The 22,787-nt window shown below is 71.1% G+C and carries 19 protein-coding genes and 1 pseudogene; 2 read left to right on the top strand and 18 right to left on the bottom strand.

Annotation, left to right across the window (positions count from 1 at the left end):
* Nucleotides 1–11 precede the first annotated feature (11 nt).
* Together D9V36_RS16255 and D9V36_RS16250 are read right to left on the bottom strand one after the other, a co-directional pair.
* Complete coding sequence (locus D9V36_RS16255) at nucleotides 12–545, bottom strand: alkyl hydroperoxide reductase (protein WP_088799700.1); 534 nt, start codon at nucleotides 543–545, stop codon at nucleotides 12–14.
* 32 nt (nucleotides 546–577) lie between these two features.
* Nucleotides 578–1,132 carry a peroxiredoxin gene (locus D9V36_RS16250; protein WP_129294406.1) on the bottom strand — a complete coding sequence of 185 codons (555 nt, stop codon included), beginning with the start codon at nucleotides 1,130–1,132 and terminating at the stop codon, nucleotides 578–580.
* 132 nt (nucleotides 1,133–1,264) lie between these two features.
* Between D9V36_RS16250 and D9V36_RS16245 the strand changes: the two genes are divergently transcribed.
* Entirely contained in the window at nucleotides 1,265–2,224 is a 960-nt protein-coding gene (locus D9V36_RS16245; protein ID WP_129294405.1) for a LysR substrate-binding domain-containing protein, read from the top strand.
* Nucleotides 2,225–2,227: 3 nt separating this feature from the next.
* On the opposite strand, the gene D9V36_RS16240 is transcribed toward D9V36_RS16245, so the two are convergent.
* The 8 genes from D9V36_RS16240 to D9V36_RS16205 all read right to left on the bottom strand — a co-directional run bounded on the left by D9V36_RS16240 (nucleotide 2,228) and on the right by D9V36_RS16205 (nucleotide 11,157).
* Entirely contained in the window at nucleotides 2,228–2,857 is a 630-nt protein-coding gene (locus tag D9V36_RS16240; RefSeq protein ID WP_129294404.1) for a Uma2 family endonuclease, read from the bottom strand.
* 168 nt (nucleotides 2,858–3,025) lie between these two features.
* Entirely contained in the window at nucleotides 3,026–3,355 is a 330-nt protein-coding gene (locus D9V36_RS16235; protein ID WP_347239712.1) for a hypothetical protein, read from the bottom strand.
* A gap of 58 nt (nucleotides 3,356–3,413) precedes the next feature.
* Complete coding sequence (locus D9V36_RS16230) at nucleotides 3,414–5,822, bottom strand: FtsX-like permease family protein (RefSeq protein ID WP_277753449.1); 2,409 nt, start codon at nucleotides 5,820–5,822, stop codon at nucleotides 3,414–3,416.
* The gene (locus D9V36_RS16225) at nucleotides 5,819–8,323 is read right to left on the bottom strand and encodes an FtsX-like permease family protein (protein WP_129294403.1); all 2,505 of its coding nucleotides are present in this window, start codon (nucleotides 8,321–8,323) and stop codon (nucleotides 5,819–5,821) included. The genes D9V36_RS16230 and D9V36_RS16225 overlap by 4 nt, the downstream gene beginning before the upstream one ends.
* A complete protein-coding gene (locus tag D9V36_RS16220) occupies nucleotides 8,320–9,036 on the bottom strand; it encodes an ABC transporter ATP-binding protein (RefSeq protein WP_129294402.1) in 717 nt (238 codons plus the stop codon). Before D9V36_RS16220 ends, D9V36_RS16225 begins: the two co-directional genes overlap by 4 nt.
* Nucleotides 9,033–9,557: a PadR family transcriptional regulator gene (locus tag D9V36_RS16215; protein WP_129294401.1), complete on the bottom strand. Its 525-nt coding sequence runs from the start codon at nucleotides 9,555–9,557 to the stop codon at nucleotides 9,033–9,035. The genes D9V36_RS16220 and D9V36_RS16215 overlap by 4 nt, the downstream gene beginning before the upstream one ends.
* Before the next feature lie 297 nt (nucleotides 9,558–9,854).
* Entirely contained in the window at nucleotides 9,855–10,121 is a 267-nt protein-coding gene (locus tag D9V36_RS16210; protein WP_129294400.1) for a hypothetical protein, read from the bottom strand.
* A gap of 64 nt (nucleotides 10,122–10,185) precedes the next feature.
* Entirely contained in the window at nucleotides 10,186–11,157 is a 972-nt protein-coding gene (locus D9V36_RS16205) for an SPFH domain-containing protein (protein WP_129294399.1), read from the bottom strand.
* Nucleotides 11,158–11,465: 308 nt separating this feature from the next.
* Here D9V36_RS16205 and D9V36_RS16200 point away from each other — a divergent pair, with 308 nt between their 5' ends.
* Nucleotides 11,466–13,751, top strand: coding sequence for a transglycosylase domain-containing protein (locus D9V36_RS16200; protein ID WP_129294398.1), 2,286 nt, complete (start codon nucleotides 11,466–11,468; stop codon nucleotides 13,749–13,751).
* A 77-nt stretch (nucleotides 13,752–13,828) separates the two neighbouring features.
* Here D9V36_RS16200 and D9V36_RS16195 read toward each other — a convergent pair whose 3' ends face one another.
* The 8 genes and pseudogenes from D9V36_RS16195 to D9V36_RS16160 form a co-directional block, all read right to left on the bottom strand.
* Nucleotides 13,829–15,292 carry a catalase gene (locus tag D9V36_RS16195; RefSeq protein ID WP_129294397.1) on the bottom strand — a complete coding sequence of 488 codons (1,464 nt, stop codon included), beginning with the start codon at nucleotides 15,290–15,292 and terminating at the stop codon, nucleotides 13,829–13,831.
* A gap of 183 nt (nucleotides 15,293–15,475) precedes the next feature.
* A complete protein-coding gene (locus tag D9V36_RS16190; protein ID WP_129294396.1) occupies nucleotides 15,476–18,061 on the bottom strand; it encodes a SpoIIE family protein phosphatase in 2,586 nt (861 codons plus the stop codon).
* 90 nt (nucleotides 18,062–18,151) lie between these two features.
* Nucleotides 18,152–18,835 carry a class I SAM-dependent DNA methyltransferase gene (locus D9V36_RS16185; RefSeq protein WP_129294395.1) on the bottom strand — a complete coding sequence of 228 codons (684 nt, stop codon included), beginning with the start codon at nucleotides 18,833–18,835 and terminating at the stop codon, nucleotides 18,152–18,154.
* A gap of 211 nt (nucleotides 18,836–19,046) precedes the next feature.
* On the bottom strand, nucleotides 19,047–19,790 hold the full coding sequence (gene fomD / locus D9V36_RS16180; RefSeq protein WP_431357675.1) for a cytidylyl-2-hydroxypropylphosphonate hydrolase: 744 nt from the start codon (nucleotides 19,788–19,790) through the stop codon (nucleotides 19,047–19,049).
* A gap of 151 nt (nucleotides 19,791–19,941) precedes the next feature.
* A complete protein-coding gene (locus tag D9V36_RS16175; RefSeq protein WP_129294394.1) occupies nucleotides 19,942–21,354 on the bottom strand; it encodes a class II fumarate hydratase in 1,413 nt (470 codons plus the stop codon).
* Between the two features lie 52 nt (nucleotides 21,355–21,406).
* Nucleotides 21,407–21,628 carry a DUF397 domain-containing protein gene (locus tag D9V36_RS16170; protein ID WP_129294393.1) on the bottom strand — a complete coding sequence of 74 codons (222 nt, stop codon included), beginning with the start codon at nucleotides 21,626–21,628 and terminating at the stop codon, nucleotides 21,407–21,409.
* Nucleotides 21,622–21,747: pseudogene (locus D9V36_RS42030) on the bottom strand (DUF397 domain-containing protein); the annotation flags it as partial. The gene D9V36_RS16170 and the pseudogene D9V36_RS42030, both read right to left, overlap by 7 nt.
* Nucleotides 21,716–22,630 (bottom strand): helix-turn-helix domain-containing protein, encoded by a 915-nt coding sequence (locus D9V36_RS16160; RefSeq protein WP_129298451.1) that lies wholly within the window; start codon nucleotides 22,628–22,630, stop codon nucleotides 21,716–21,718. The gene D9V36_RS16160 and the pseudogene D9V36_RS42030, both read right to left, overlap by 32 nt.
* Between the last annotated feature and the right edge of the window lie 157 nt (nucleotides 22,631–22,787).

Below are 22,787 nucleotides of genomic sequence, written 5' to 3'. Positions count from 1 at the left end.
GCGCGCCGGAATTACTCGGCGAGCGCGGCCTCGGCGTCGAGGGTGGCGCCGACGGCCTGCAGGACGGACGCGATCTTGACGGCCTCCTGGATCGTCTCGCGGTCCACACCGGCCTTGCGGAGCACCTGCTCGTGCGAGTCCAGGCACATACCGCAGCCGTTGATGGCCGAGACGGCCAGCGACCACAGCTCGAAGTCGACCTTGTCCACGCCCGGGTTGCCGATGACGTTCATCCGCAGACCGGCGCGCAGGGTGCCGTACTCCGGGTCCGACAGCAGGTGCCGGGTCCGGTAGAAGACGTTGTTCATCGCCATGATGGCGGCGGCGGACTTCGCGGCGCTGTAGGCCTCGGCGGAGAGGTTGGCCTTCGCCTCCGGCTCCAGCTCGCGCAGCACCTTCGGCGAGCGCGAAGCGATCGCGCAGGCCAGCACGGTGCCCCACAGCTGCTGCTGCGGCAGGTCGCTGTTGCCGATGACCGAGCCGAGGTTGAGCTTGAGGTCCTTGGCGTAGTCCGGGACCGCGGACTTCAGTTCGTCGAGAGCCATGTCAGATCTGCCTCCAGTTCGCTAGCTGCGGTTCACTCGCCCGAGAGCAGCGCGACCGGGTCGAGGGTCTCGTCGCCCTTGGACCAGTTGCAGGGGCACAGCTCGTCGGTCTGCAGGGCGTCGAGGACCCGCAGGACCTCCTTGGGGTTACGGCCGACGGAACCGGCGGTCACCATGGTGAACTGGATCTCGTTGTTCTGGTCGACGATGAAGACGGCGCGCTGCGCGAAGCCGTCCTCGCCCTCGATGCCCAGGTCGCGCATGAGCTCGTGCTTGGAGTCGGCGAGCATCGGGAAGGGCAGGTCGGTCAGGTCCGGGTGGTCCTTGCGCCAGGCGTGGTGCACGAACTCGGAGTCGCCGGAGAAGCCGAGGACCTGGGCGTCACGGTCGGCGAACTCGTCGTTCAGCTTGCCGAAGGCGGCGATCTCGGTCGGGCACACGAAGGTGAAGTCCTTGGGCCACGCGAAGACGATCTTCCACTTGCCCTCGTAGGTCTTGTGGTTGATCTGCTCGAACTCCGCGCCCTTCTCCAGCGAGACGCAGGCGGTCAGGTCGAACTCGGGGAACTTGTCACCGACAGTGAGCACGTACTCTCCTTGTTGCGCAGAAAGTCCCTTTTGAGGACTTTCCTTGAGGCTTGGACGGGTTACACACTGCCACAGCAGGCATTGATCAGGGAAATAGCTAGACTGGTTGATGTTGATCGGAGGTGGTTATCAGTGGCTTCACCGGCGAGTCAGGGCGGCAGACCCCGCCAGCCGAGCCTGGCCCAGCTGCGGGCGTTCGTGGCGGTGGCCGAGCATCTGCATTTCCGCGAGGCGGCGGCCGAGATCGGAATGAGCCAGCCCGCGCTGTCCGGGTCGGTCTCCGCGCTGGAGGAGACCCTGGGAGTGCAGCTGCTGGAGCGTACGACGCGCAAGGTGCTGCTGTCGCCCGCGGGGGAGCGGGTGGCCGCGCGGGCCAGGACGGTCCTGGAGGCCGTCGGCGATCTGATGGAGGAGGCGGAGGCGGCCCGCGCACCGTTCACGGGCGTGCTGCGGCTCGGCGTCATCCCTACCGTCGCCCCGTATCTGCTGCCGGCCGTCCTGAAGCTGGTCCATGAGGCCTACCCCGACCTGGACCTCCAGGTGCACGAGGAGCAGACCGCCTCCCTCCTGGACGGCCTGTCCCACGGACGCCTCGACCTGCTCCTGCTCGCCGTGCCGCTCGGCGTCCCCCAGATCACCGAACTCCCGCTCTTCGACGAGGATTTCGTCCTGGTCGCACCCAAGGACCACTGGCTCGGCGGCCGCGGCGACATCCCGCGCCAGGCCCTCCAGGAACTGGACCTGCTGCTGCTGGACGAGGGCCACTGCCTGAGGGACCAGGCCCTGGACATCTGCCGGGAGGCCGGCCGGGACGAGAACACCCCCGTGACGACCAGCGCGGCGGGCCTGTCCACCCTGGTCCAACTCGTTGCCGGCGGCCTCGGCGTGACCCTGCTGCCCCGCACCGCACTCCGCGTCGAGACCGGCCGCAACGACCAGCTCACCACCGGCTACTTCGCCGACCCGGCGCCCGCACGGACGATCGCCCTCGCCATGCGGACGGGCGCCGCCCGCCAGGGCGAGTTCGAGGAGTTCGCGGCGGCGCTGCGGGCCGCGCTGCGGGGGCTGCCGGTGCGGATGGCCGGGGGGTGAGGGTCAGGGGCGGTGCGAGGCGCGGGGCCTGGCGTCGTCCAGGGTCTGGGCCACGTCCAGGGAGACTTCGGCCCCGATCGACTCGGGGAGAGTGACCTTTTCGCCGGCCACGTGGATGCGGTGTACTCCGTAGCCGTCTCTCATGGGCTCGGTGAGGACGTGGAGACGTTCGTGCTTGCGGTCGACGATCACATAGACCGGGATCCTGGCGGCACCGTAAGCGGTGACCTTCGTGCGCAGGTCGTTGGAGTAGTTCCCGGAGGTGATCTCAAGGACCATGCGGAAGGCTGCCGGGTCGCAACATTCGTACTGGATGACATGGTCTTCGAAGTCGGCGTCGACAACGGACAGGTCCGGAACGGCGAAATTCTCCGGGCCGTCCGGTAGCCACAGCCCGAGCCCTTCAAGGATTTCCGTTTCGCCGCCGTCCAAGCCCGCGGCGACGAAGGGGCGCCTGAGGCGGGCCAGCCCCTTCGCGTGGGCAGGGTCCCGGGGTGGGGTCACGGTGAGGACGCCTCCGAGGATCTCGACGCGGTGGCCAGGGAGCTGCTTCATGAGCTGGTCGGCCTGCTGGAGGAGCGTCAGCGGCTTGTGCCCGCCCGCGTACGGTCCCTCGACAGCTGCTGCGGACATTGCACGCCTCCCGTTGGCTGGTGCCGAGACCATCATGGTAGGCGGGGAGCCTTTACAGGTCTTGTATGACCACGTTCATCCGTTCGTGGATCGCCCGCCCGGCCCCTCCGGCGCCATCAGGACGGGCCGTGTCGGGGCGCCGTCCACCCCGGCCCCCGCCCCCCCCGCTCAGACCGCTCCGCCCCGGTCATACGTCAGGAAGGCCGGGCCGCTCTGCAGGAGCGTGTGCTCGGTCAGTTCCCAGGTGTGGGGGCGGAAGGGGGTGGTGGGGGAGAAGAGGGGGAGGGCGGAGCCGAGGGTGAGGGGGCTGAGTTTGACGATCAGCTGGTCGATCTCGGGGTAGAGCACGCCGGCCAGTTCGCTGCCGCCGAGCAGCCAGATGCTTGAGGTAGTCGTCGGCGAGCGGCCAGAAGCCGTCCGGGCCGGTGGGGTCCGCACCGTCCGGGTCGGCGAGGAAGTCGTCGAGGGGGCGGCGATGCAGTAGACGAGCCGGCGCACAAGAGGTCCCCCTGGAGCAGTTGGCGGGCACTGCTGCGTGCGGAGTGATCTCGCAGGTTCATTCCGCACGCAGCCCGTCCGGGCGCATCAGGCGCCACAGCAGCGGCAGGGAGAGCGCGGTGACGCCGAGGACGACGGTCGCCGCGGTGCCGGTGAGGGTGAGGATGCCCCACCAGTCGGCCTGCCAGGGGAGGCCCGCCATGTGGAGGAGCAGCCGGCCGAGGGCCAGTCCGCAGCCGAGTGCGAGCGCCAGGCCGAGGACCACGGGGACGGTCGTCTGCCACAGGATCGAGCGGCCCAGCACGGCGCGCGGGGTGCCGAGGGCGTCCAGGGCGGACAACACCCGTGCGCGGTCGCGGAGTTGTTCCAGGGTGCTGATCAGCAGACCGCAGCCGATCAGCAGCAGTACGGCGGCGGCGCAGGCGGTCAGGCCGTGGCGGAAGGCGGTGACGGTGCCGGCGGTGCTGCCGTCCTCGGAGGTGCTGACGTCGATCCGCGGCGAGAGCGCGGCGGCCGTGTTGCGGACGTGTTCGATGGCGTCAGGAGTGCGCGGGTCGAGCCGCAGCAGGGCGGTGACCTGGGGGTGGCGCAGCAGCGTGGGGGGCAGGGCCGCGGGGGTGGCGAGCAGCCGGGAGCCGCTGAAACGGGGCGGGAGGCCGCCGGGCACGGCGGTGGCGGGGCGGGCCGTGCGAGGGACGGGCCAGAGGGCGGGCGCCCGGTGGTCGCTGCGGCTGCCGACCGGGTCGAGGGCCAGCCGTGCGCCCGGGCGGGGGAGCGAAGAGCTGCCGTCAGGGCTCTCGACGAGGAAGACGTCCCCTTCGGAACAGGCGCCGAGACGGGCCAGTTGGCGCAGGGCGGCGCAGTCGGCGACGGTCACCCGGTACGGCTCGGGGTCGTCGCCCGCGCCGGGCGCGGTGTGCGCCAGGGTGCGCTGGTGGCGGGCGGAGTCCGCGTAGCCGGAGACCATGCCGTGCGCCGCGCGGACGCCCGTGGCCGCGCGCAGCCGGGCGTACAGCTGCGGGGCGCGGGCGACGGGCACCGTGCCGTCGCGCGCGTCGACCTCGGTCCACGCGGGGCCGCGGCGCTGCTCGTCGAGGCTCTGGGAGCCGGTCAGCAGCAGCTGTACGGCGAGGGCACCGGCCACCGCGACGGTGATCCCGCTGACCGAACGGCTCGCCGTGGTACTGCTCAACTGCAGGCGGCGGACCGCAAGTTGCCAGGCCTGGCCGCCGAGGCCCGCGCCGTCCGGACGGGCCACCGCGGTGTCCACCAGCCACGGCAGCAGCGCCGCCACGCCCAGCAGAAGCAGCGCGGCCCCGAGGACCAGCTGGGCGTCGGCGAGGTCGCCGCGGCCCGGTCCGCCGATCGCCTGCGGCAGCAGCAGCGCCGCTCCGGCGGCCGGCAGCAGCAGCCGCCACCACAGCCGTCGGCGGCGCGGCACAGCCGTGCGGGTGACGCCCAGCGGCTCGGCGGCGACCCGTCGCATGGCGGTCAGCGTGACGCCGACCGAACAGAGCGGGACGGCCACCGCGACACAACCCGCGAGTACGGCATCCGGCGACACGTCGGACGGAAAGCACCCGATGCCGAAGAGGGAGACGCCGGTGAGCGGGATCCGTCCCGCAAGGAAGAGCGCGGCGCCGGTGAGCAGGCCGAACAGCGCCCCGGCCAGCGCCTCGCCGGCGGCGATCCGCGCGGTGGTGGCCCGGTCGGCACCGACCAGCCGCAGCGCGGCGAGCCGCCGGTCGCGGCGCTCCCCGCCGAACCGCACCGCGGTCGCGATGAAGACGGCCACGGGAGCCAGCAGCGCCACACAGCTCACCAGGATGACCAGCACCATCAGGGGACTGGCCCGGAACGGGTCCCCGTGGTCGCCGAACGCGGTGATCCGCTCGATGCCGCCGCCGGGCCGCAGCAGAGCGTCGCTGCCCTGGTAGAAGAGGAGTTCACCGGGGTGGACGAGCCCCGCATCGCCGATGGTGGCGGTGATCCGCAGAGAGCGGAAGCGCTTCTTGAGCAGTGCGCCCCCGGGGGCGGACAGCAGGTCCGACAGTGCGGGGGAGACGGCCATCTCGCCGGGCCCCGGCAGCCGGGACAGGCCCGGCGGTACGGGGGCGTGGGGCCCCTCGGCCCTCAGGAGCAGGCCGCGCACCGGCAGATCGCGGTAGGCGCTGCCCACCGGGGCGGTCAGCAGCGTCCGGTCCGAGGGCCCGGCCCCGGCCGCGGCGGGCACGACGTTACGGGCCCGGTGCCGCGCCGTGGCGGCGTCCAGCACATTCGGGACCGCGGTCGCCAGCAGCAGGACGGCGACGCCCAGGCCGACGCCGAGCGCGGTCAGCGTCGTACGGATCCAGCCCTCGCGGCCACCGGTGACGGCGAACCGGGCGCCCATGGCGAGGTCGGTGCCCCAGCGGCGGAGCGTCGCGCCCCGGCCCGGACGGGAGGCGCCGGGCAGTGCCGCGCTCACTCCGTCCGCAGCCCTTCGGGCCGCATCATCCGCCACAGCGGCGGCAGGCTCAGCAGCGTCACCAAGAAGATCATGCCGCCGCCGGCCCCGGTGATGCCCGCCACCACCGGCCAGTCGACCGTCACCGGGTTGTCGATCGTCGTCAGCAGCAGCGTCCCCAGCGCCAGCCCGCAGCCCAGCGCCAGGCCCAGTCCGAGCAGTACGGGCAGGGCGGTCTGCCACAGCACCGACCAGCCCAGGGTGGCGCGGCGGGTGCCGTACGCATCGAGGGTGGACAGCAGCCGGCGGCGCTCGTGGAGCTGTTCGACGGTGGAGATGACCAGGCCCGAGCCGATCAGCAGCAGGGTGAGGACGGCACCGGCGAACAGGCTGTTGCGGACGCCGGTGTACTGCGCGTCATGTGGATTGTCGACGGCGGAGGACTCGTTCATCGTCGGATCGATACGGGCCACGGTGTTGCGGATGTGCTCCACGGCGTCCGGGGTGCCGCGATCGAAGTCGACCTTGAACTCCGCGGTGGGGTGGCCGAGCCGGCCGGTGTCGAGGGCGGACGGGGTGGCCAGCAGGTCGTACGAGAAGTGGTCGGGGCCGCGTGCGCGGTCGAGGAGCCGGACCTCGCGGGCCGCCGCGGGGACCGCCCAGGGGTGCGGGGGCCGCGGATCTTCGGAGACGTACGGGGGGTTGAGGCTGACCGTCGTCCCGGGCGCGAGCGCGGCGTCCCGGCCCGTGACATCGGTGAGGAACACCTCGCCGTCCCGGCAGGAACCCAGGTGGGCCAGTCTGCGCAGCTCGGCGCAGTTGCCGACGGCGAGCGTCGAGAGCCGTGCACCGGACGCGGGACGGCCGGCGGCCGGCAGCCGGGCGATGTTCGCGTCGATCGTGCCGCGGACCGCCGTTACCCCTGGCGTGGCGCGCAGCGCGCCGAGCGCCCGCCGGGTCTGCGGCCAGCCCTTGGCCCCGGCCCACAGACTGATTCGCGGGAGCTTGCCGGACTCCGCGTACGCCTGGGCGTAGCCGGTCTGCATCCCCGTCATGAGCATATGGATCGCGATGGCCCCGGCCACCGCGATGGTGATGCCGCTGACCGCGCGGGTGGCCGAGCTGCTGCTCAACTGCAGGCGGCGGACCGCGAGTTGCCAGGCGACCGGACCGCCGTGCAGCCGGCCGACCACCGCGTCCACCAGCCAGGGCAGCAGGGCGGTGACGCCGAGCAGCAGCAGCATCGCGCCGGTCGCGAGCCGGAGGGCGTTGAACGGGGTGTCGCGCCACGGCTGCGCCCGGGCCAGCGGCACCAGCAGCGCGATGCCCAGGGCGGGCAGCGCCACCCGCCACCACAGCCGGCGGCGCAGCGCGGGGCGGTTGCGGACGATGCCCAGCGGTTCGACGGTGATGCCGCGCTGGGCGAACAGCGTCACCACGACCGCCGCCGCCGGCACGAGTACGGCGATCAGCGCGACGGCGAGCGGGGCGGGCGCCACGTCCGAGGGGAAGACATTGACGCCCCACAGTGTGATCACCGAAGCGCACTGCCGGCCGGCCAGGAACAGTGCGCCGCCGCCCGCCAGCCCCAGCAGCGCACCGAACAGCGCCTCACCGGAGGAGATCCGGCGGGTCGTACGGACATCGGCGCCGACCAGCCGGAGCGCGGCCAGCCGGCGCTCCCGCCGCTCGCTGCCGAACCGTATGGACGTGCCGAGGAAGGCCAGCACCGGCAGCATCAGCGTCACACACGTCATGACCACGAGAAGCACGACGGGCGCCGGCATCGGCGGCGGGTGCCAGTTCTTGCCGAAGTGGTCGACGCGGTAGCCGTCGGGCGCGGTGAGTGTGGCGCTCTGCGCGACGTAGGTGAGCTCGCGCGGGCCGAGCAGACCCTCGTCGCCGATCACTCCGGCGACGCCGTAGGGCAGCCGGTCGCGCAGCAGCGCACCTTCGGGGGAGTTGAGCAGCTCCTTGAGCGCCGGGGAGACCAGCATCCGTCCGGGGCCGGGGGGATGGCCGATGCCGGGCGGCAGGGCCGGATGCGTGCCGTCCGGGCGGAGCAGGCGGCCGCGGATCGGCGCACCGCGGAAGGTGGTATCTGCCGAGGTGTAGAGGACGGTGCGGTCGGAGCGCGGGGGAGCGTGTACCTGGCCCAGGTTCTCGCGGGCCTTCTCCCGGCCGTGCCAGGCATCCAGCAGGGGCGGTACGGACGAGCACAGCAGCAGGACGGCCACGCCCAGGCCGACGCCGAGCGCGGTCAGCGCCGTACGGATCCAGCCCTCGCGGCCGCCGCCGGCTGCGAACCGCATCCCCATCGCGAGGTCACGGGCCCAGATCGCGGGGCCGGTGCGGGGGGCGGCGGACGGGCCCCGGGGGGCGGGCGGTTCGGGTGTGCGGCCGTCGCCCCGGCCGGTGCCGGGGCCGCTGCCCCGGCCGCTGCTGCCGCCGTCGTCGCTGCCGGTGCCACTGTCACTTCCGGTGCCACCGCCACTGCCGGTGGACGAGCGCAGCAGGCTCATATCAGGCCCGCCGACATGTCCTTCACTTTGCCGTCCCGGACCACGATCTCCCGGTCGGAGTAGGCGGCGACCCGGGCCTCGTGGGTGACCAGGACGACCGCGGCACGGTTCTCCCGGGCGGCGTCGGTCAGCAGGGTCAGGACGCGCTCGCCGTTGAGCGAGTCCAGGGCGCCGGTGGGCTCGTCCGCGAAGATGACCCGCGGGCGGGTGGCGAGGGCGCGGGCGACCGCGATCCGCTGGCCCTGGCCGCCGGATATCTCGCCGGGCCGCCGGCCGTGCACCTTCTCCACCTCCAGCCGCTCCAGCCACTCGCGGGCCTGCCGTTCGGCCTCTTTGCGCTTGGTGCCGTTCAGCCGCAGGGGCAGCGCGACATTCTCCAGTGCGGTCAACTCCGGTACCAGCTGGCCGAATTGGAAGACGAAACCGAAGTCGGTACGGCGCAGGGCGCTGCGCCGGGCGTCGCTCAGCGCGTTCAGGGTGTGCGGGCCGTAGCGGACGGTGCCGGAGTCCGGGCTGATGATCCCGCCGAGGCAGTGCAGCAGGGTCGATTTGCCGGAGCCCGACGGGCCCATGACGGCGACGACCTCACCCGGCTGGATGGAGAACTCCACGCCATCCAGCGCCGGTGTCGCCCCGTAGCTCTTGTGCAGCCCCTCCGCCGCGAGCTGGGGGCACCTCCCGGCGGAGCCGGGGGAGGATCCTTCCGGTGTCATGCACGGACCGCTTCGGCCAGCTTGTCGAGCCGGGCGGCGGTCAGCTCCAGCCAGCGCAGATCGGCTTCGAGATGGAACAGCGCATGGTCGCAGATCAACTGGTCGGCGAGGTCGCCGGTGCGCTTGCGCTCGGTCAGTCCGCGCATCAGCCGCAGATGCTCGGCGCGCTGGGAGTCCAGTAGTTCGGCGGCGTTGCGACCGGTCATCAGGGCCAGGACGACCTTGGTGTAGAGCGTCGACTGGAGGTACGGCTCGGGCTTCTCCGGGCGGGCCAGCCACTGGGCGACATCGGTGATCCCGGCGTCCGTGATCGCATACCGCTTGCGCTCCGGGCCCGCCCCGGCCTCCACGGCGTCCACCTCGACCAGGCCGTTCTTCAGCAGCCGGGACATCGTGGAGTAGACCTGCCCGTAGTGCAGCGGGCGGTCCTGGCCGAAGCGTTCGTCGAAGGCCCGCTTGAGGTCGTAGCCATGGCGGGGGCCGGACTCCAGGAGGCCCAGCAGCGTATGACCGATTGACATGCGGGCTACTTTACTCGTGGGTGTATCGCCGGTGTATACGCGTGCGGTATAGCGGAGGGCGCAGCTGAACGGCGGGGTGCGCGGTGCAATGGCGGGGGACGCGGTGCAATGGCGGGGGACGCGGCGGGTCCTCCGTCTCGCGGTTGGTCCCCCGTCCCGTGGCCGGTCTCCGTCCCGTGGCCGGTCCCCGTCCCGCGGCGGGTGCGCCCGGGGACGTGCCGGGTGCGCCCGGAGACGCGCCGGGGTGAACTCCGGGCTGTCTCCCCAGAGCCGCCCCGCAGCCGTCCTTGCGTTCCGTCAGTCGCCCTTGTGTTCCTTGGGCGGCCGCCCGCGCCGCGGAATCTCCCCCGCCCCGCGGGGCAGCCGCCCGGCCTCCGACAGCGCCTTGCGCAGCAGGAACTCGATCTGGGAATTGGCGCTGCGCAGCTCGTCGGCGGCCCAGCGTGCCAGCGCGTCATGGACCGCGGGGTCCAGCCGCAGCAGTACCTGCTTGCGCTGCTGCGGCCGTCGCGCGGGGGTCCGCCCGCTCCCGTCGCCGGGCCCCTCGGGGGCGTCGGTGCTCATGCCGAAGCCTCACCTCGTCCGGCCTCGCCTTCGCCCGGCGTGCACCCCTCCATGGCTCGCCCGCTCACTGGTAGAGGGAACCCGTGTTCAGAACCGGCTGGGCGGCCCGGTCGCCGCACAGCACCACCATCAGATTGCTCACCATGGCCGCCTTCCGTTCCTCGTCCAGCTCGACGATGCCCTGCTCGCTGATCCGGTCCAGCGCCTGCTCGACCATGCCGACCGCGCCCTCGACGATCTGTTGGCGGGCCGCGACCACCGCGCCGGCCTGCTGGCGCTGGAGCATCGCGGAGGCGATCTCGGGAGCGTACGCGAGGTGGCTGAAGCGGGACTCGATGATCCGTACGCCGGCGGCCTGTACCCGTGCGGTCAGCTCCAGGGCGAGCTTCTCGGTGATCTCCTCGGCGTTGCCGCGCAGCGACAGGGCGTTCTCGTCGTGTGCGTCATAGGGGTACTCGATGGCGATGTGCCGGACGGCCGCCTCGGTCTGGGTGGCGACGAACTCCAGGAAGTCGTCCACCTCGAAGAGCGCCTGGGCGGTGTCCTCGACCTGCCAGACCACGATCGAGGCCAGCTCGATCGGGTTGCCGTAGGCGTCGTTGACCTTGAGGACCGCGGTCTCGTGGTTGCGCACCCGGGTGGAGATCTTCTGAGCGGTGGTGAGCGGGTTGACCCAGCGCAGGCCGTCCGTGCGGATGGTGCCGACGTACCGTCCGAAGAGCTGGATGACCCGGGCCTCGCCGGGGGCGACCATCTTCACCCCGGTCATGCAGAAGAACGAGCCGAGCAGCAGCGCGACGCCGACGATGATCATCGGCGCCCCCACCGCCTTGTCGCCCCCGTCGCTGAGGATCCCGCCGACGACGATCATGGCGATGCCCAGCGCCACGCCGAGCACGGTCAGCAGCAGGGCGAGGCCGCCCGCAATGCTGTGCGCCGGGACCTCGCGGACCTGTGGGCGGGGCATCTCGGGAGCGTCGACGTCGAGGTCGGCGCCGGGCCCGGTGGTGCGGTCGGTGGCTGTCTGATCGGACATGGAATCCCCGTTTCTCCCCATGCGGTACGTGATGTCCGCCGCAATGGATGATGTCACTGATCTAGCAAACTGATATCACTTTAATGCCGCGACGGACGGGCTGTCCAGTGGCTGTGGAAGGTTCCTCCGGCAGTAAGACCCCAGGTGAGGCCCGGGTGACGCACAAAGCCCACCCCTTGGTTCCCCCGCGCCGGGTGCTGTTTGTCACGTCGGGAAAAGCCTTGATCGATGAGTATTTGTTGACAGATGCGGTGTTAGCTTCAACAGCTGAGTTAGCTGGGGGCGGAACGACTGGAGTTGCTGAAGCGATGGGCCGAGCGGACGCGAGACGGGCGCGACAAGGAAGCGCCCGCCGGGCCAGAACGAAGGACAAGAAGTCCGGCATACGCCGCTTCTTCACCTGGAAGAAGCTCCTCGGAGCCTTCCTCGGGGTCTGCCTCCTGGGCATCCTCGGCTTCATCGGCCTGTATCTGTACGTGGACATACCCAAGGGCAACAACGAAGCCAAGCTGCAGAGCAACGTCTACAAGTACGCCGACGGCAAGGTCATGGCGCGTACGGGTCTGCGCAACCGGGAGAACGTCCCGCTCACCCGGATACCCAAGGACGTGCAGCGCACCTTCGTCGCCGCGGAGAACAAGAACTTCTACCACGACTCCGGTGTCGACCTGATGGGCACCATGCGCGGCATCTTCAACACGGTGATGGGCCGCGGCAAGCAGGGTGGTTCGACGATCACCCAGCAGTACGTCAAGAACTACTACCTGAGCCAGGAGCAGACGGTTTCCCGCAAGCTCCAGGAGATCGTCATCTCGCTCAAGGTGGACAACAAGTTCAGCAAGGACAACATCCTCGCCGGCTACATCAACACCAGCTACTACGGCCGCGGCGCCTACGGCATCCAGGCCGCCGCCCAGGCCTACTACGGCGTGGACGTCGACAAGCTCACCGTCTCGCAGGGCGCCTACCTGGCCTCGCTGCTCCAGGCCCCGAACCAGTACGACTGGACCCTGGCGACCGACGCCGGCAAGAAGCGGGTCCAGGAGCGCTGGGCCTACACCCTCGACAACATGGTCGAGATGAAGTGGCTCTCCCCGGAGGACCGCCGCAAGCAGACCTTCCAGCGGCCGAAGGACCCCAAGCCGCTGAGCGGCGTGAGCGGCCAGACCAACTACCTCGTCGAGCAGGCCAAGCAGGAGCTCTTCGCCCAGGGCGTCGACGAGAAGCAGTTCGCGGCCGGCGGCTGGACGGTCACCGTCGGCATCGACAAGAAGAAGCAGAAGGCGCTGGAGGCGTCCGTCAAGCGCAAGCTGCTGGCCGACCTCGACCCCAAGAAGCGCAAGGTCGACGCGGACGCCCAGCTCGGCGCCACCTCGGTGGACCCCAAGACGGGGCACATCGTGGCGATGTACGGCGGCGAGGGCCCGCCCAAGCACTACCGGAACAACGCCACCCGCAGCGACTACCAGGCCGCCTCCACCTTCAAGCCGCTGATCCTGGCCTCCGCGATGGAGAACAACGCGGTCACCCAGGACGGCACCCCGATCACCCCGAACACGATCTACGACGGCCGTAACCGCCGTCCGGTCGTCGGCGGCACCATCCCCTTCGCACCGCCCAACGAGGACGAGCGCGAGTACGGGAAGATCAGCGTCCAGACGGCGACCAACAACTCCGTCAATGCCGTCTTCGCGCAGATGGGTGCAGATGCCGGCCTGGACAAGGTCAAGCAGACCGCGGTCAGCCTCGGCATGGCCGACACGATGGACGTCAAGCCCGCCATGACCCTGGGCACCATGGGCGCCAGCCCGCTCCAGATGGCCGGCGCCTACGCCACCCTCGACAACCACGGCAGGAAGGTCACCCCGACGCTGGTCACCCAGGCCACGCACAGCGTCAACGGGGTCGAGACGAAGGTCCCGCTGAAGGACCCGATCGGCGATCAGGTGCTCAGCCGCAAGACCGCCGACACCGTCACCTCCGTACTGACGGGTGTGGTCAACGACGGCACCGCCTCGGAGTCCGTGAAGAACACCGCTTACAAGGCGGCCGGCAAGACCGGCACCTCCGACGACGACAAGTCGGCGTGGTTCGTGGGCTACACGCCCAAGCTGGTCACCGCCGTCGGCATGTTCGGCGAGTCACCCAACGGCGGCCGGCAGGTCACCCTCAAGAACGCGGGTGGCCACGGCCGGGTCAACGGCGGCGCCTACCCGGCCCGGGTGTGGGCCGACTACACCGAGGCGGCGCTGAACGGCAACACCGGCGAGGACTTCGACCTGGAGACCGACCTGGGCGCCGGGGTACCCCCGACCCCCACCCCGACGCCGACCCACACGCCGTCGTCCAGCCCGAGCCCGTCCAAGACGCCGAGCGGTTCGCCCTCGTCGACCCCGTCGAAGCCGAGCGCGCCGCCTTCCCCGAGCCACAGCGGACTGCCGAGCCCGCCCGTCCCGTCCAACTCCGGCTCGCCGGGTGGCGGGGCGGACGGCGGCGGCGGTGCCGGCGGTGCCGGCGGCGACGGCAACCCCGCCGGCGGCACCGGGAACGACGGCGGCGGCAACAAGCCCGACAGCCTGCCCGGCTTCGGCTGACGCCGGTCCGTACGCACGACAGCGCGGCCCCCGCCTCACCGGCGGGGGCCGTGCTGCTGCGAGGGAGCGGTGGTTCCTCAGCCGCCGTTCACCTTGTGGGCGATCCGGTCGCCCACGTTCTTGTCGATGTTGCGCCAGTACTGCAGCGCGCGGTCCAGCACCGGGCGGCTGACGCCGTTCAGCAGATGGCCGGAGACATTGCCGACGAGCCGGTCGCGGGCCGCGTCGTCGAGGACCTGGCGGACCATGGTGCCCGGCTGGCCGAAGTCGTCGTCGTCACGGCGCAGCGTGTAGGCCTCGCGGACCATCTGGCCGCCGGTCTCCCAGCCCGCGGGCTCCCCGTAGCGCAGGGTGTCCGCCGCCGGGCCGCCGTAGCTGTTCGGGGCGTAGGGCCGGGCCGCCCGGGACGGCTCAAACCGCATCGGGCCGTCCTTCGCGTACGAATGGGCGGGCACGTGCGGCCGGTTGGGCGGCAACTGCGCGTAGTTCGGGCCGATGCGGTAGCGGTGGGTGTCCGCGTACGAGAACAGCCGGCCCAGCAGCATCTTGTCCGGCGACGGGCCGACGCCCGGCACCATGTTGGACGGTTCGAACGCCGCCTGCTCGATGTGGATGAAGTAGTCCTCGGGGTTCTTGTTGAGCGTCATCCGCCCGACCTCGATCAGCGGGTAGTCGCCGTGCGGCCACACCTTGGTCAGATCGAACGGGTTGAACCGGTAGTCCGGGGCGTCCGCGAACGGCATGACCTGTACGTACAGCGTCCACGACGGGGCGTTGCCGCCGTCGATGGCCTCGAACAGATCACGGCGGTGGTAGTCGCCGTCCTCGCCGGCGATCCGGTCCGCGTCCTCCTGGGTGAGGAAGTCGATGCCCTGGTCGGTCTTGAAGTGGTACTTGATCCAGAACCTCTCGCCGCCGGCGTTGACCCACATGTAGGTGTGCGAGCCGTAGCCGTTCATGTGGCGGTAGGTCTTGGGAATGCCGCGGTCGCCCATCAGCCAGGTGACCTGGTGGGCGGACTCCGGCGACAGCGTCCAGAAGTCCCACTGCATGTCGTTGTCGCGCATCCCGTTGTCCGGGCGGCGCTTCTGCGAGCGGATGAAGTCCTGGAACTTGATCGTGTCACGGACGAAGAAGACCGGGGTGTTGTTGCCCACCAGGTCGTAGTTGCCGTCCTCGGTGTAGAACTTCAGGGCGAAGCCGCGGGGGTCGCGCCAGGTGTCGGGGGAGCCCTGCTCGCCCGCGACGGTCGAGAAGCGGGCCAGCATCTCGGTGGTCTTGCCCGGCTGGAAGAGATCCGCCTTGGTGAACTGGCTGACGTCGTTGGTGACCTGGAAGAAGCCGTAGGCGCCGGCGCCCTTGGCGTGTACCACCCGTTCGGGGACCCGTTCGCGGTTGAACTGGGCCATCTTCTCGATGAGGTAGTGGTCCTGGAGCAGGATGGGGCCGTCCGGACTCACTGTGAGCGAGTGTTCGTCGCTCTCCACCGGAATGCCGGCGTTGTTCGTCGTGCGCGGGACGTGGTGCGCGGTGCTGGACATGGAGGAATGCCTCCTGTTTCGACGACGGGGAGTAGGGGTCGGTCAGTCCCGAATTGGGCGAGTCAGTCCCTTACATCCACCCAAGCAGTCAACTACCCCGACGGCACGTCGGCAAGAGTTGGACCCCGTCCGATCTCAGACGGGGTCCAACATATGGGACAGGCGGCCGGTGCCCGCCCGGCGTCAGCGGCGCAGCGCCCCCGGCGGCATCGACAGCTCGAACCAGACGACCTTTCCCATGCTCAGACGGGTCGCGCCCCAGCGCCGCGCCATCCGGTTGACGAGGTAGAGGCCGCGCCCGCCCTCGTCCGACGGCCGGGCCTGGCGCAGCCGCGGAAGCTGCGGAACGTCGTCACCCACCTCGCAGCGCAGTACGTCCGTTCGCAGCAACCGCAGGGTGATCGGCCGCTCCGCGTACCGCACGGCATTCGTCACCACCTCGCTGACCAGCAGCTCCAGCTGGTCGGTCAGCTCCTCCAGACCCCAGCGCGCCAGTGCCCGCCGGGCCAGCCTGCGGGCCTGCCCGGCCGTCTGCGCCTTCGGGTCCAGATACCAGTACGCGACATCGCTCGGCGCGATCCCGTCGAACCGGGCCGCCAGCAGCGCGATGTCGTCATCGCGGTCGCCGGGGCCCAGCATGTCCAGCACCTCGTCACACATCGGCTCCAGCGGCGGCGGGTTGGGCCCCGTCAGCCGGGCCGTCTCCGCCAGCCGCTCCCGCAGCTGCTCGATCCCGGTCCACACGTCCCGGATCCGCGACTCGACCAGCCCGTCGGTATAGAGGACCAGCGTGGCGCCCGCCGGGGCGTCCAGCTCCACCGCCTCGAAGTCCACCCCGCCGACGCCGATGGGCGCGCCCGACGGCACCCGCAGCACCTCCGCGCGCCCGCCGCGGTGCAGCATCACCGGCGGCGGATGCCCCGCGTTGGCGATGGTGATCCGGTGCGCGACCGGGTCGTACACCGCGTACATACAGGTCGCCATCCGGTCCGTGCCCAGCCGCTGGGCCTGCTCGTCGAGATGGTGCAAGACCTCCTGCGGCGGCAGGTCCAGCCCCGCCAGCGTCTGCGCGGTCGTGCGCAGCTGCCCCATGATCGCGGCCGAGGTCATCGAGTGCCCCATGACATCGCCGACCACCAGCGCCACCCGGCTGCCCGGCAGCGGGATCGCGTCGTACCAGTCGCCGCCCACCCGCGCCGTCTCCGCGGCCGGCAGATAGCGGCTGGCCAGCCGGACCCCGGTCGGCTGCGGCAGCGAGTCCGGCAGCATGGTGCGCTGCAGCGCGTCGGCGATGTACGCCTCACGGCCGTAGAGCACCGCCTTGTCCACTCCCAGCGCGGTGTGCGTCGCCAACTGCGCCGCCACCAGCAGATCGTCCGGCTCGAACGCCGGGCGGTCCGGGCGGCGCAGGAACACCGCGGCACCGATCACCCGGCGGCGGCCGCGCAGCGGCGCCAGGATCACCCGGTGGCCGCCGGGCAGCCGCGGATCCGGACCCAGCAGCTCCGGCAGCGCCGTCCGTGCCGCCTGCGCCTCGCCGAACAGCGGCCGTACGCCCCGCAGTACCTCGGCCAGCGGGCCGCCGGGCTCCACCTCGGCCAGCTCCGCCGCGCTGCCGCCCATCGCCGGGCCCAGATCGGGCTGCGCGGGCAGCACCGGCAGCCGGCCGCCGTTGGTGTCCGGCTCCTCCGGGATCCGGTCGGTACGGCGCAGCCGCAGCACCACCGGGCCGGTCGGGCGTTCGTCGCCCACCGGCAGCGGATCGCGCAGATAGACCAGGATGGCGTCGGCGAACGTCGGCACCGTCGCCCGGCACAGCCCGAGCACGATCTCGTCGAGGTCGATACCGCGGGCGATCCGCCGCGTCGCCGCCCCGATGAAGCGCAGCCGGTCGCCGCCGGCCTGCCGGGCCGCGGCCACCTCACCGCTCTCGCCCGGATGCGCCGAGCGGGCCGGGGGAGCGGCCGGCGGGTCCTGCGGAGATCCGCCCGGACCGGGCACCGGGGCCGCGGTGGCCTCCCCGGCCGCCGGGTGCGCGGCCTCACCATGAGCGCCCGGGCCGGCGAAGCGTCCGCCGTGCGGCGCCGGCGCCTGCCCCGGCACCGTCCCGCCCGGCCCGCCGCCGCGCGGCCGTCCGCCGCCGCCCTCCCGCGGCCGCCCGATGCCCTCGCCGTCGTGCCGCGGGCGCTGCCCGTGGTGCGGCTCCTCGCCCGGCTCCGGCGCCTGGGCGCGGCCCACCGCGCCCTGCGCCACCCGCCGCCCGGCACGGGCCGTCTCGCGCCCCGCGTCCGCTGCCCCGCCCGGCCGTCCTCCCGCAGGCATGGCCACCTCCCCGTACGTGTCGCCGTATGCCTCCCCGTACGGGAGCGAGACGTCCCGTACGGCGGCATGACCACCGCTGTGAGCGGCGGTGTGATCACTGGTGCGCCCGCCGGTGTGGCCCGCGGCGGCGCCGTCCGCGTCCGCCGACGGGTCCCGCCGCGCCGCGCCGTGATCCACGGGCGGCTCACCGCCGTGGGGCCCGGCCGGCGGACCGGCCGTCGCCGGGACGGCGACACCGGCGAGGCCTATGTCGTCACCGCCGCGCACCGCGAACCCGGCGCCTGGCGACGGGGCGAACCCCGCCGCGGCGGGCTGCTGCAGGGCGCTGCGCGGGTCGGGGACCGCGCCGAACGACGCCGTCCCGGCCGGCCCCCGAGCAGGGGACGCCGAGGGCGCGGCGGTCGAGGCCGACCGCCGCGATTCGTGGGAGGTGGGGTGCTCCGTCACGCGTGGGATTCCATCCGTCCGGGGCTGTGCGCCGAACGCGCCGCGTTGCGAGCGCGCCTCCCGTACGGGACGCGCCCAACGCGCTGCGTGTCAGGCGCGTCGCAGGTGCAGAAAGAGCTGGATCTCGGGTGGTACGTCCGTACTCGACGGGGCGTATGCGTAGGCATCCTCCCCGACGACGTCGAAACCCGCGTCGTGCACGACCCGGCGCAGGTCGTCCCGCAGGTAACCCGATACCCGGATCGGATTGCCCAGGAACGGAATGGTGAAGTCGTCCACATCCGCCTCGACCATGGACAGGGCGAGCAGCCCCTCGGGACGTAGCAGATCATGGAGCATGCCCAGTGCGTAAGGGATTTCCGCACGGGGCATCATCAGAAGGCAAAAATAAGCGGCGATTCCGTCGAAAGAGCCGGGGCCGCCGAGCCGGCCGCTGCGCAGATCGGCGATGTCCAGCCGGTGGAAGTCGGCGTCCGGGACGTTCTCCCGGGCCAGTGCGACCATCGAGGGGGAGAGATCGATTCCCACGACGCGGTGTCCGGCGTCCGAGAGCTGACGGGCGGTCGGCAGGCCCGTACCGCATCCGAGATCCAGGATGCGTGAGCCTGCGGGGAGGGTGTCGGCCAGCCAGGTGCCCGAGGCGAGCTGGCCCTCCTTGTGCGGGAAGGCGTCGTCGTACCGGTCGCCGATGGCGTCGAACGCCTCGGCCTGGCCGGCCCGGTCCAGTGCTAACCGGTTGAGCCCCTCGTATCCGTCGTAGTGAGTTGCACTCACGACCTCGCGCCTCCTGCGACCGCAGTCAAGTTCGTTTTCCCGTTCTGGAGTTGCGCCTGTGCAGTCTTGCGGAGGACGATCCTACGTTTGAAGACCCGGGGCGCAGCAAGGGGGCTCGGCCCCGCTCCTCGCCCCGCAGGAAACAGCATTGCCCATAGGCGCAGCTTCCCACGGTTCGCCCCCTTCACTCGTGTGGTTTCACTTCGCTCCCTCACGACCGCAAACGATCCGGTGCGCGGTCCCAGTCCTCCGGGAGCCGGGGAACCTCCCAGGCCGGATCGGGCCGCCAGTCCTCCCAGCCGTCCGCGTACGGCTCACGCCAGGCCGTGATCTGTGCGATCGCAGCCCGGCCGGCCGATCTGACCTCGGCGGCCTGTGCGTCGGTCATCAGCCCGTCCCGCTGCGCCTGTGCGAACTCGTCCTCGTCCCGCCACTCCCAGTGCCGGTCCGGATAGACACAGATGTCGAGAAAGTGGTCCTCGGAGTCAATGCCGCCCGCCCAACGGCGGCGCGGCTCCTCCAGATTGACGTACCAGTTCTTGAACTGCCAGCCGTGTTCCCAGAACAGCCACACCGACCACGGGTCACCGGGCCGGGCCAGCTTCAGCACACCGGTACCGAACCACTGGTCGTGGCTGGTCCGGCGCGGTTTGGTGTAGCGGGTGGACAGCGGCTCACGGTGCACCGGCGTGCCGTCGGCGAGCACCGGCTTGATGCAGGGCGTGCCCGGCGCCATCCACACCGCGAGCAGTTCGTCGGTGTCCTGGACAACGGTCATCGGACGACAGATGTGGAACCGTCCGGCGTCGGCGTTGTCGCGGTAGCGCCACAGGATGTGGTCCCCCGGCGCCCAGTGTGACGCCTCGGCCGCACCGCCCGCCGCCTGCCCCGCCCCGGCCGTCCCGCGTCCGCCGGGCGTCTCGCCTTCCGTCGTGTCCACCATGTCCGCTGTCATGCGCAGATCTTAGTTGCGCGGCATGACGCGCGCCGTGACATGAGACGCACCGGGCGTTACGGGCATGATAATGAGGGCCGCCGCCCGGAACCCGCGCCGCAACAGAAGCATCGGCGCGGGGGTGAGGGGCCGCCCGGAGGGGCCGCCCGGCTCAGAGCCGCGTCATCCGCAGCACGTCCAGCGCCTCGTCCAACTGCTCCTCGCTCAGCAGCCCCCGCTCGACATAGCCGCCCTCCAGGACCACCTCACGGATGGTCTTCCGCTCGGCCAGCGACCTCTTGGCGACCTTCGCCGCCTCCTCGTACCCGAGGTACTTGTTGAGCGGGGTGACGACCGACGGCGACGACTCCGCGTACTCCCGGGCGCGTTCCGCGTTCGCGGTGATCCCGTCGACCGTACGGTCCGCCAGCAGCCGGGAGACATTGGCCAGCAGCCGCACCGACTCCAGCACGTTCTTCCCGATCACCGGCAGCATCACATTCAGCTCGAAGTTGCCGGCTGCCCCGGCCGCCGCCACCGTCGCGTCATTGCCGGTGACCTGCGCCGCCACCATCAACACCGCCTCCGGGATCACCGGGTTGACCTTCCCCGGCATGATCGACGAGCCCGGCTGCAGATCCGGCAGCGCGATCTCCGCGAGCCCGGTGCGCGGCCCGGACGCCATCCACCGCAGATCGTTGGCGATCTTCGTCAGCCCGACGCCGATCGTCCGCAGCTGCCCGCTCGTCTCGACGATCCCGTCGCGCGCCCCCTGCGCCTCGAAGTGATCGCGCGCCTCGGTCAGCGGCAGCCCCGTCGCCCGCGCCACTTCGGCGATGACCGCGGCCGGGAACCCGGGCGGGGTGTTGATCCCCGTCCCCACCGCCGTACCGCCCAGCGGCAGTTCCGCCAGCCGCGGCAGCGACGCCCGCAGCCGCTCGACGCCGTAGCGCACCTGCGCGGCATAGCCGCCGAACTCCTGCCCCAGCGTCACCGGCGTCGCATCCATCAGATGCGTCCGCCCCGACTTCACGACCTCGGCGAACTCCTCCGCCTTGCGCTCCAGCGCCTCCGCCAGATGCTCCAGCGCCGGAATCAGATCGTTGAGGACCGCCGATGTCGCCGCGATATGAATCGAGGACGGAAAGACGTCATTGGACGACTGACTCGCATTGACATGGTCGTTCGGATGGACCTCCCGGCCCAGCCGCTCACCCGCCAGCGTCGCGATGACCTCGTTGGTGTTCATGTTCGACGACGTCCCGGACCCGGTCTGGAACACGTCGACGGGGAAGTGGTCGTCCCACTGCCCCTCCGCGACCGCCGCGGCGGCCTCCTGCACGGCCTCCGCGATGTCCTTCTCCAGCACCCCCAGCTCGCCGTTCACCTTGGCCGCCGCCCCCTTGATCCGGGCCAGCGCCTCGATGTGCGCCCGCTCCAGCCGCTGCCCCGAGACCGGAAAGTTCTCCACCGCACGCTGCGTCTGCGCCCGCCATTTCGCATACGCGGGCACCTGCACCTCGCCCATGGAGTCGTGCTCGGTCCGAAAGCCGCCGGAGTCGCCGAATGCGCTGTTCTCACTCATACCTATGTCAGTGCCCGGAAACGCCAATCTGTTCCCGGGCACCGCACGGATGTCACCTGCCTGCGGGGCGCGCACCCTTCAGGCCGGCTATGAAGGCGGCCCAGGCGGGGGCCGGGACGAGCAGGGCGGAGCCGTGGGGGTTCTTGCTGTCACGGACGGGGACGAGGGCGGGGTAGCCGTCGGCGACCTCTACGCAGTCGCCACCCTCCTTGTTGCTGTAGCTGGACTTGCGCCAGGCGGCGGCGCTCAGGTCGGGACGGGATGTGCTCAGCATGTGAACCGGTCAGCTTTCACGCCTGTTATGAACGTGGTCCAGGCCTGGTGCGGAAAGGCAAGAGTGGGGCCGTCCGGGGTCTTGGAATCACGCACAGGGATCAGGCCGGTGTGGCCGTCCGAGACCTCGACGCACTCGCCACCCTCCTGGTTGCTGTAGCTGGATTTGCGCCAGGCGGCGGCGCTCAGGTCGGGACGGGATGCGCTCAGCATGGTGGGTGCCCTCCATCACGGATCGGATCAGGTCGAGCGACGTGCTCGGAGGCAGGGACAGAGCCCGAAGCTGATCGTAAGTTACCGAGTACGTTGTCACCTCTGCTGGTTCATCGAAGAGTTGGCCGAAGTCGGCAACCTCCACGTAAGCCGACTCCGCCCCGTTCGGCAGCCTCGCCAGCGTGAGCGACCTTCCCATCAGGCTGTGTCCGCCGCTGCTGAACGGCAGCACCTGAAGAGTGATCCGGGGGTGCCGAGCTGCCTCAAGAAGCCAGGCGAGCTGACCGTGCATCTCATCCGCATCGCCAATGGGTCGCATCAGCACGGACTCGTCGATAACGGCCCACAGCCTGGGCCCATCTTCTTGGTACAACCTCACCTGGCGTCCAAGTCGCGCGGTCACACGCTCCTCCAGCTGCTCGGCCGATTCGAGTGTCCGACCAAGGCTCAACAGTGCTCGCGCGAAGCCCTCTGTCTGCAGGAGTCCGGGCATGGTGCTGCCCGCGTACTGCCTGATATCCGTCGCCCGCTCCAGCCATTCCATGACGGCCCGAGACCAGTAAGGGAACACCTCTTGCCGGATGTACGGCCACAACTCGATGAGCAAGTCGTCGGCGCCCACCGCCTTGTCCAGGACTCGGGTCAGCTCCAGTGTCGGCTTGGCGCCGGTGGTCCGTTCGAGCTGGTTGATCCGGGTGGGGTGCGTATGCGCCCGGCGGCCCAGCTGAGTCTGTGTGAGACCGGCATTCAGACGCAGTCTGCGCAGGCGAGTGGCGAAGAGCGCCGCCATCGATGCCGAGGGATCAATTTCTTTGGCCACAGCCTCACTTCCGTCCTTACGGCTGCGGGAGTAAGGAGCTACCCCCTTTCGCAGCGTACGCCGCAGGGCAACGATATGGACACGGAAAGTGACGATCCGCTCGAAGGTGGGGCGGACGGCAAGGGGC

Origin of the sequence: Streptomyces lydicus, from assembly GCF_004125265.1 — a bacterium.
In the GTDB taxonomy this organism is placed as follows: Bacteria; Actinomycetota; Actinomycetes; order Streptomycetales; family Streptomycetaceae; genus Streptomyces; species Streptomyces lydicus_C.
Note: the sequence above shows the minus strand (reverse complement) of the source record. Positions and strands in the feature narration are given on the sequence as shown.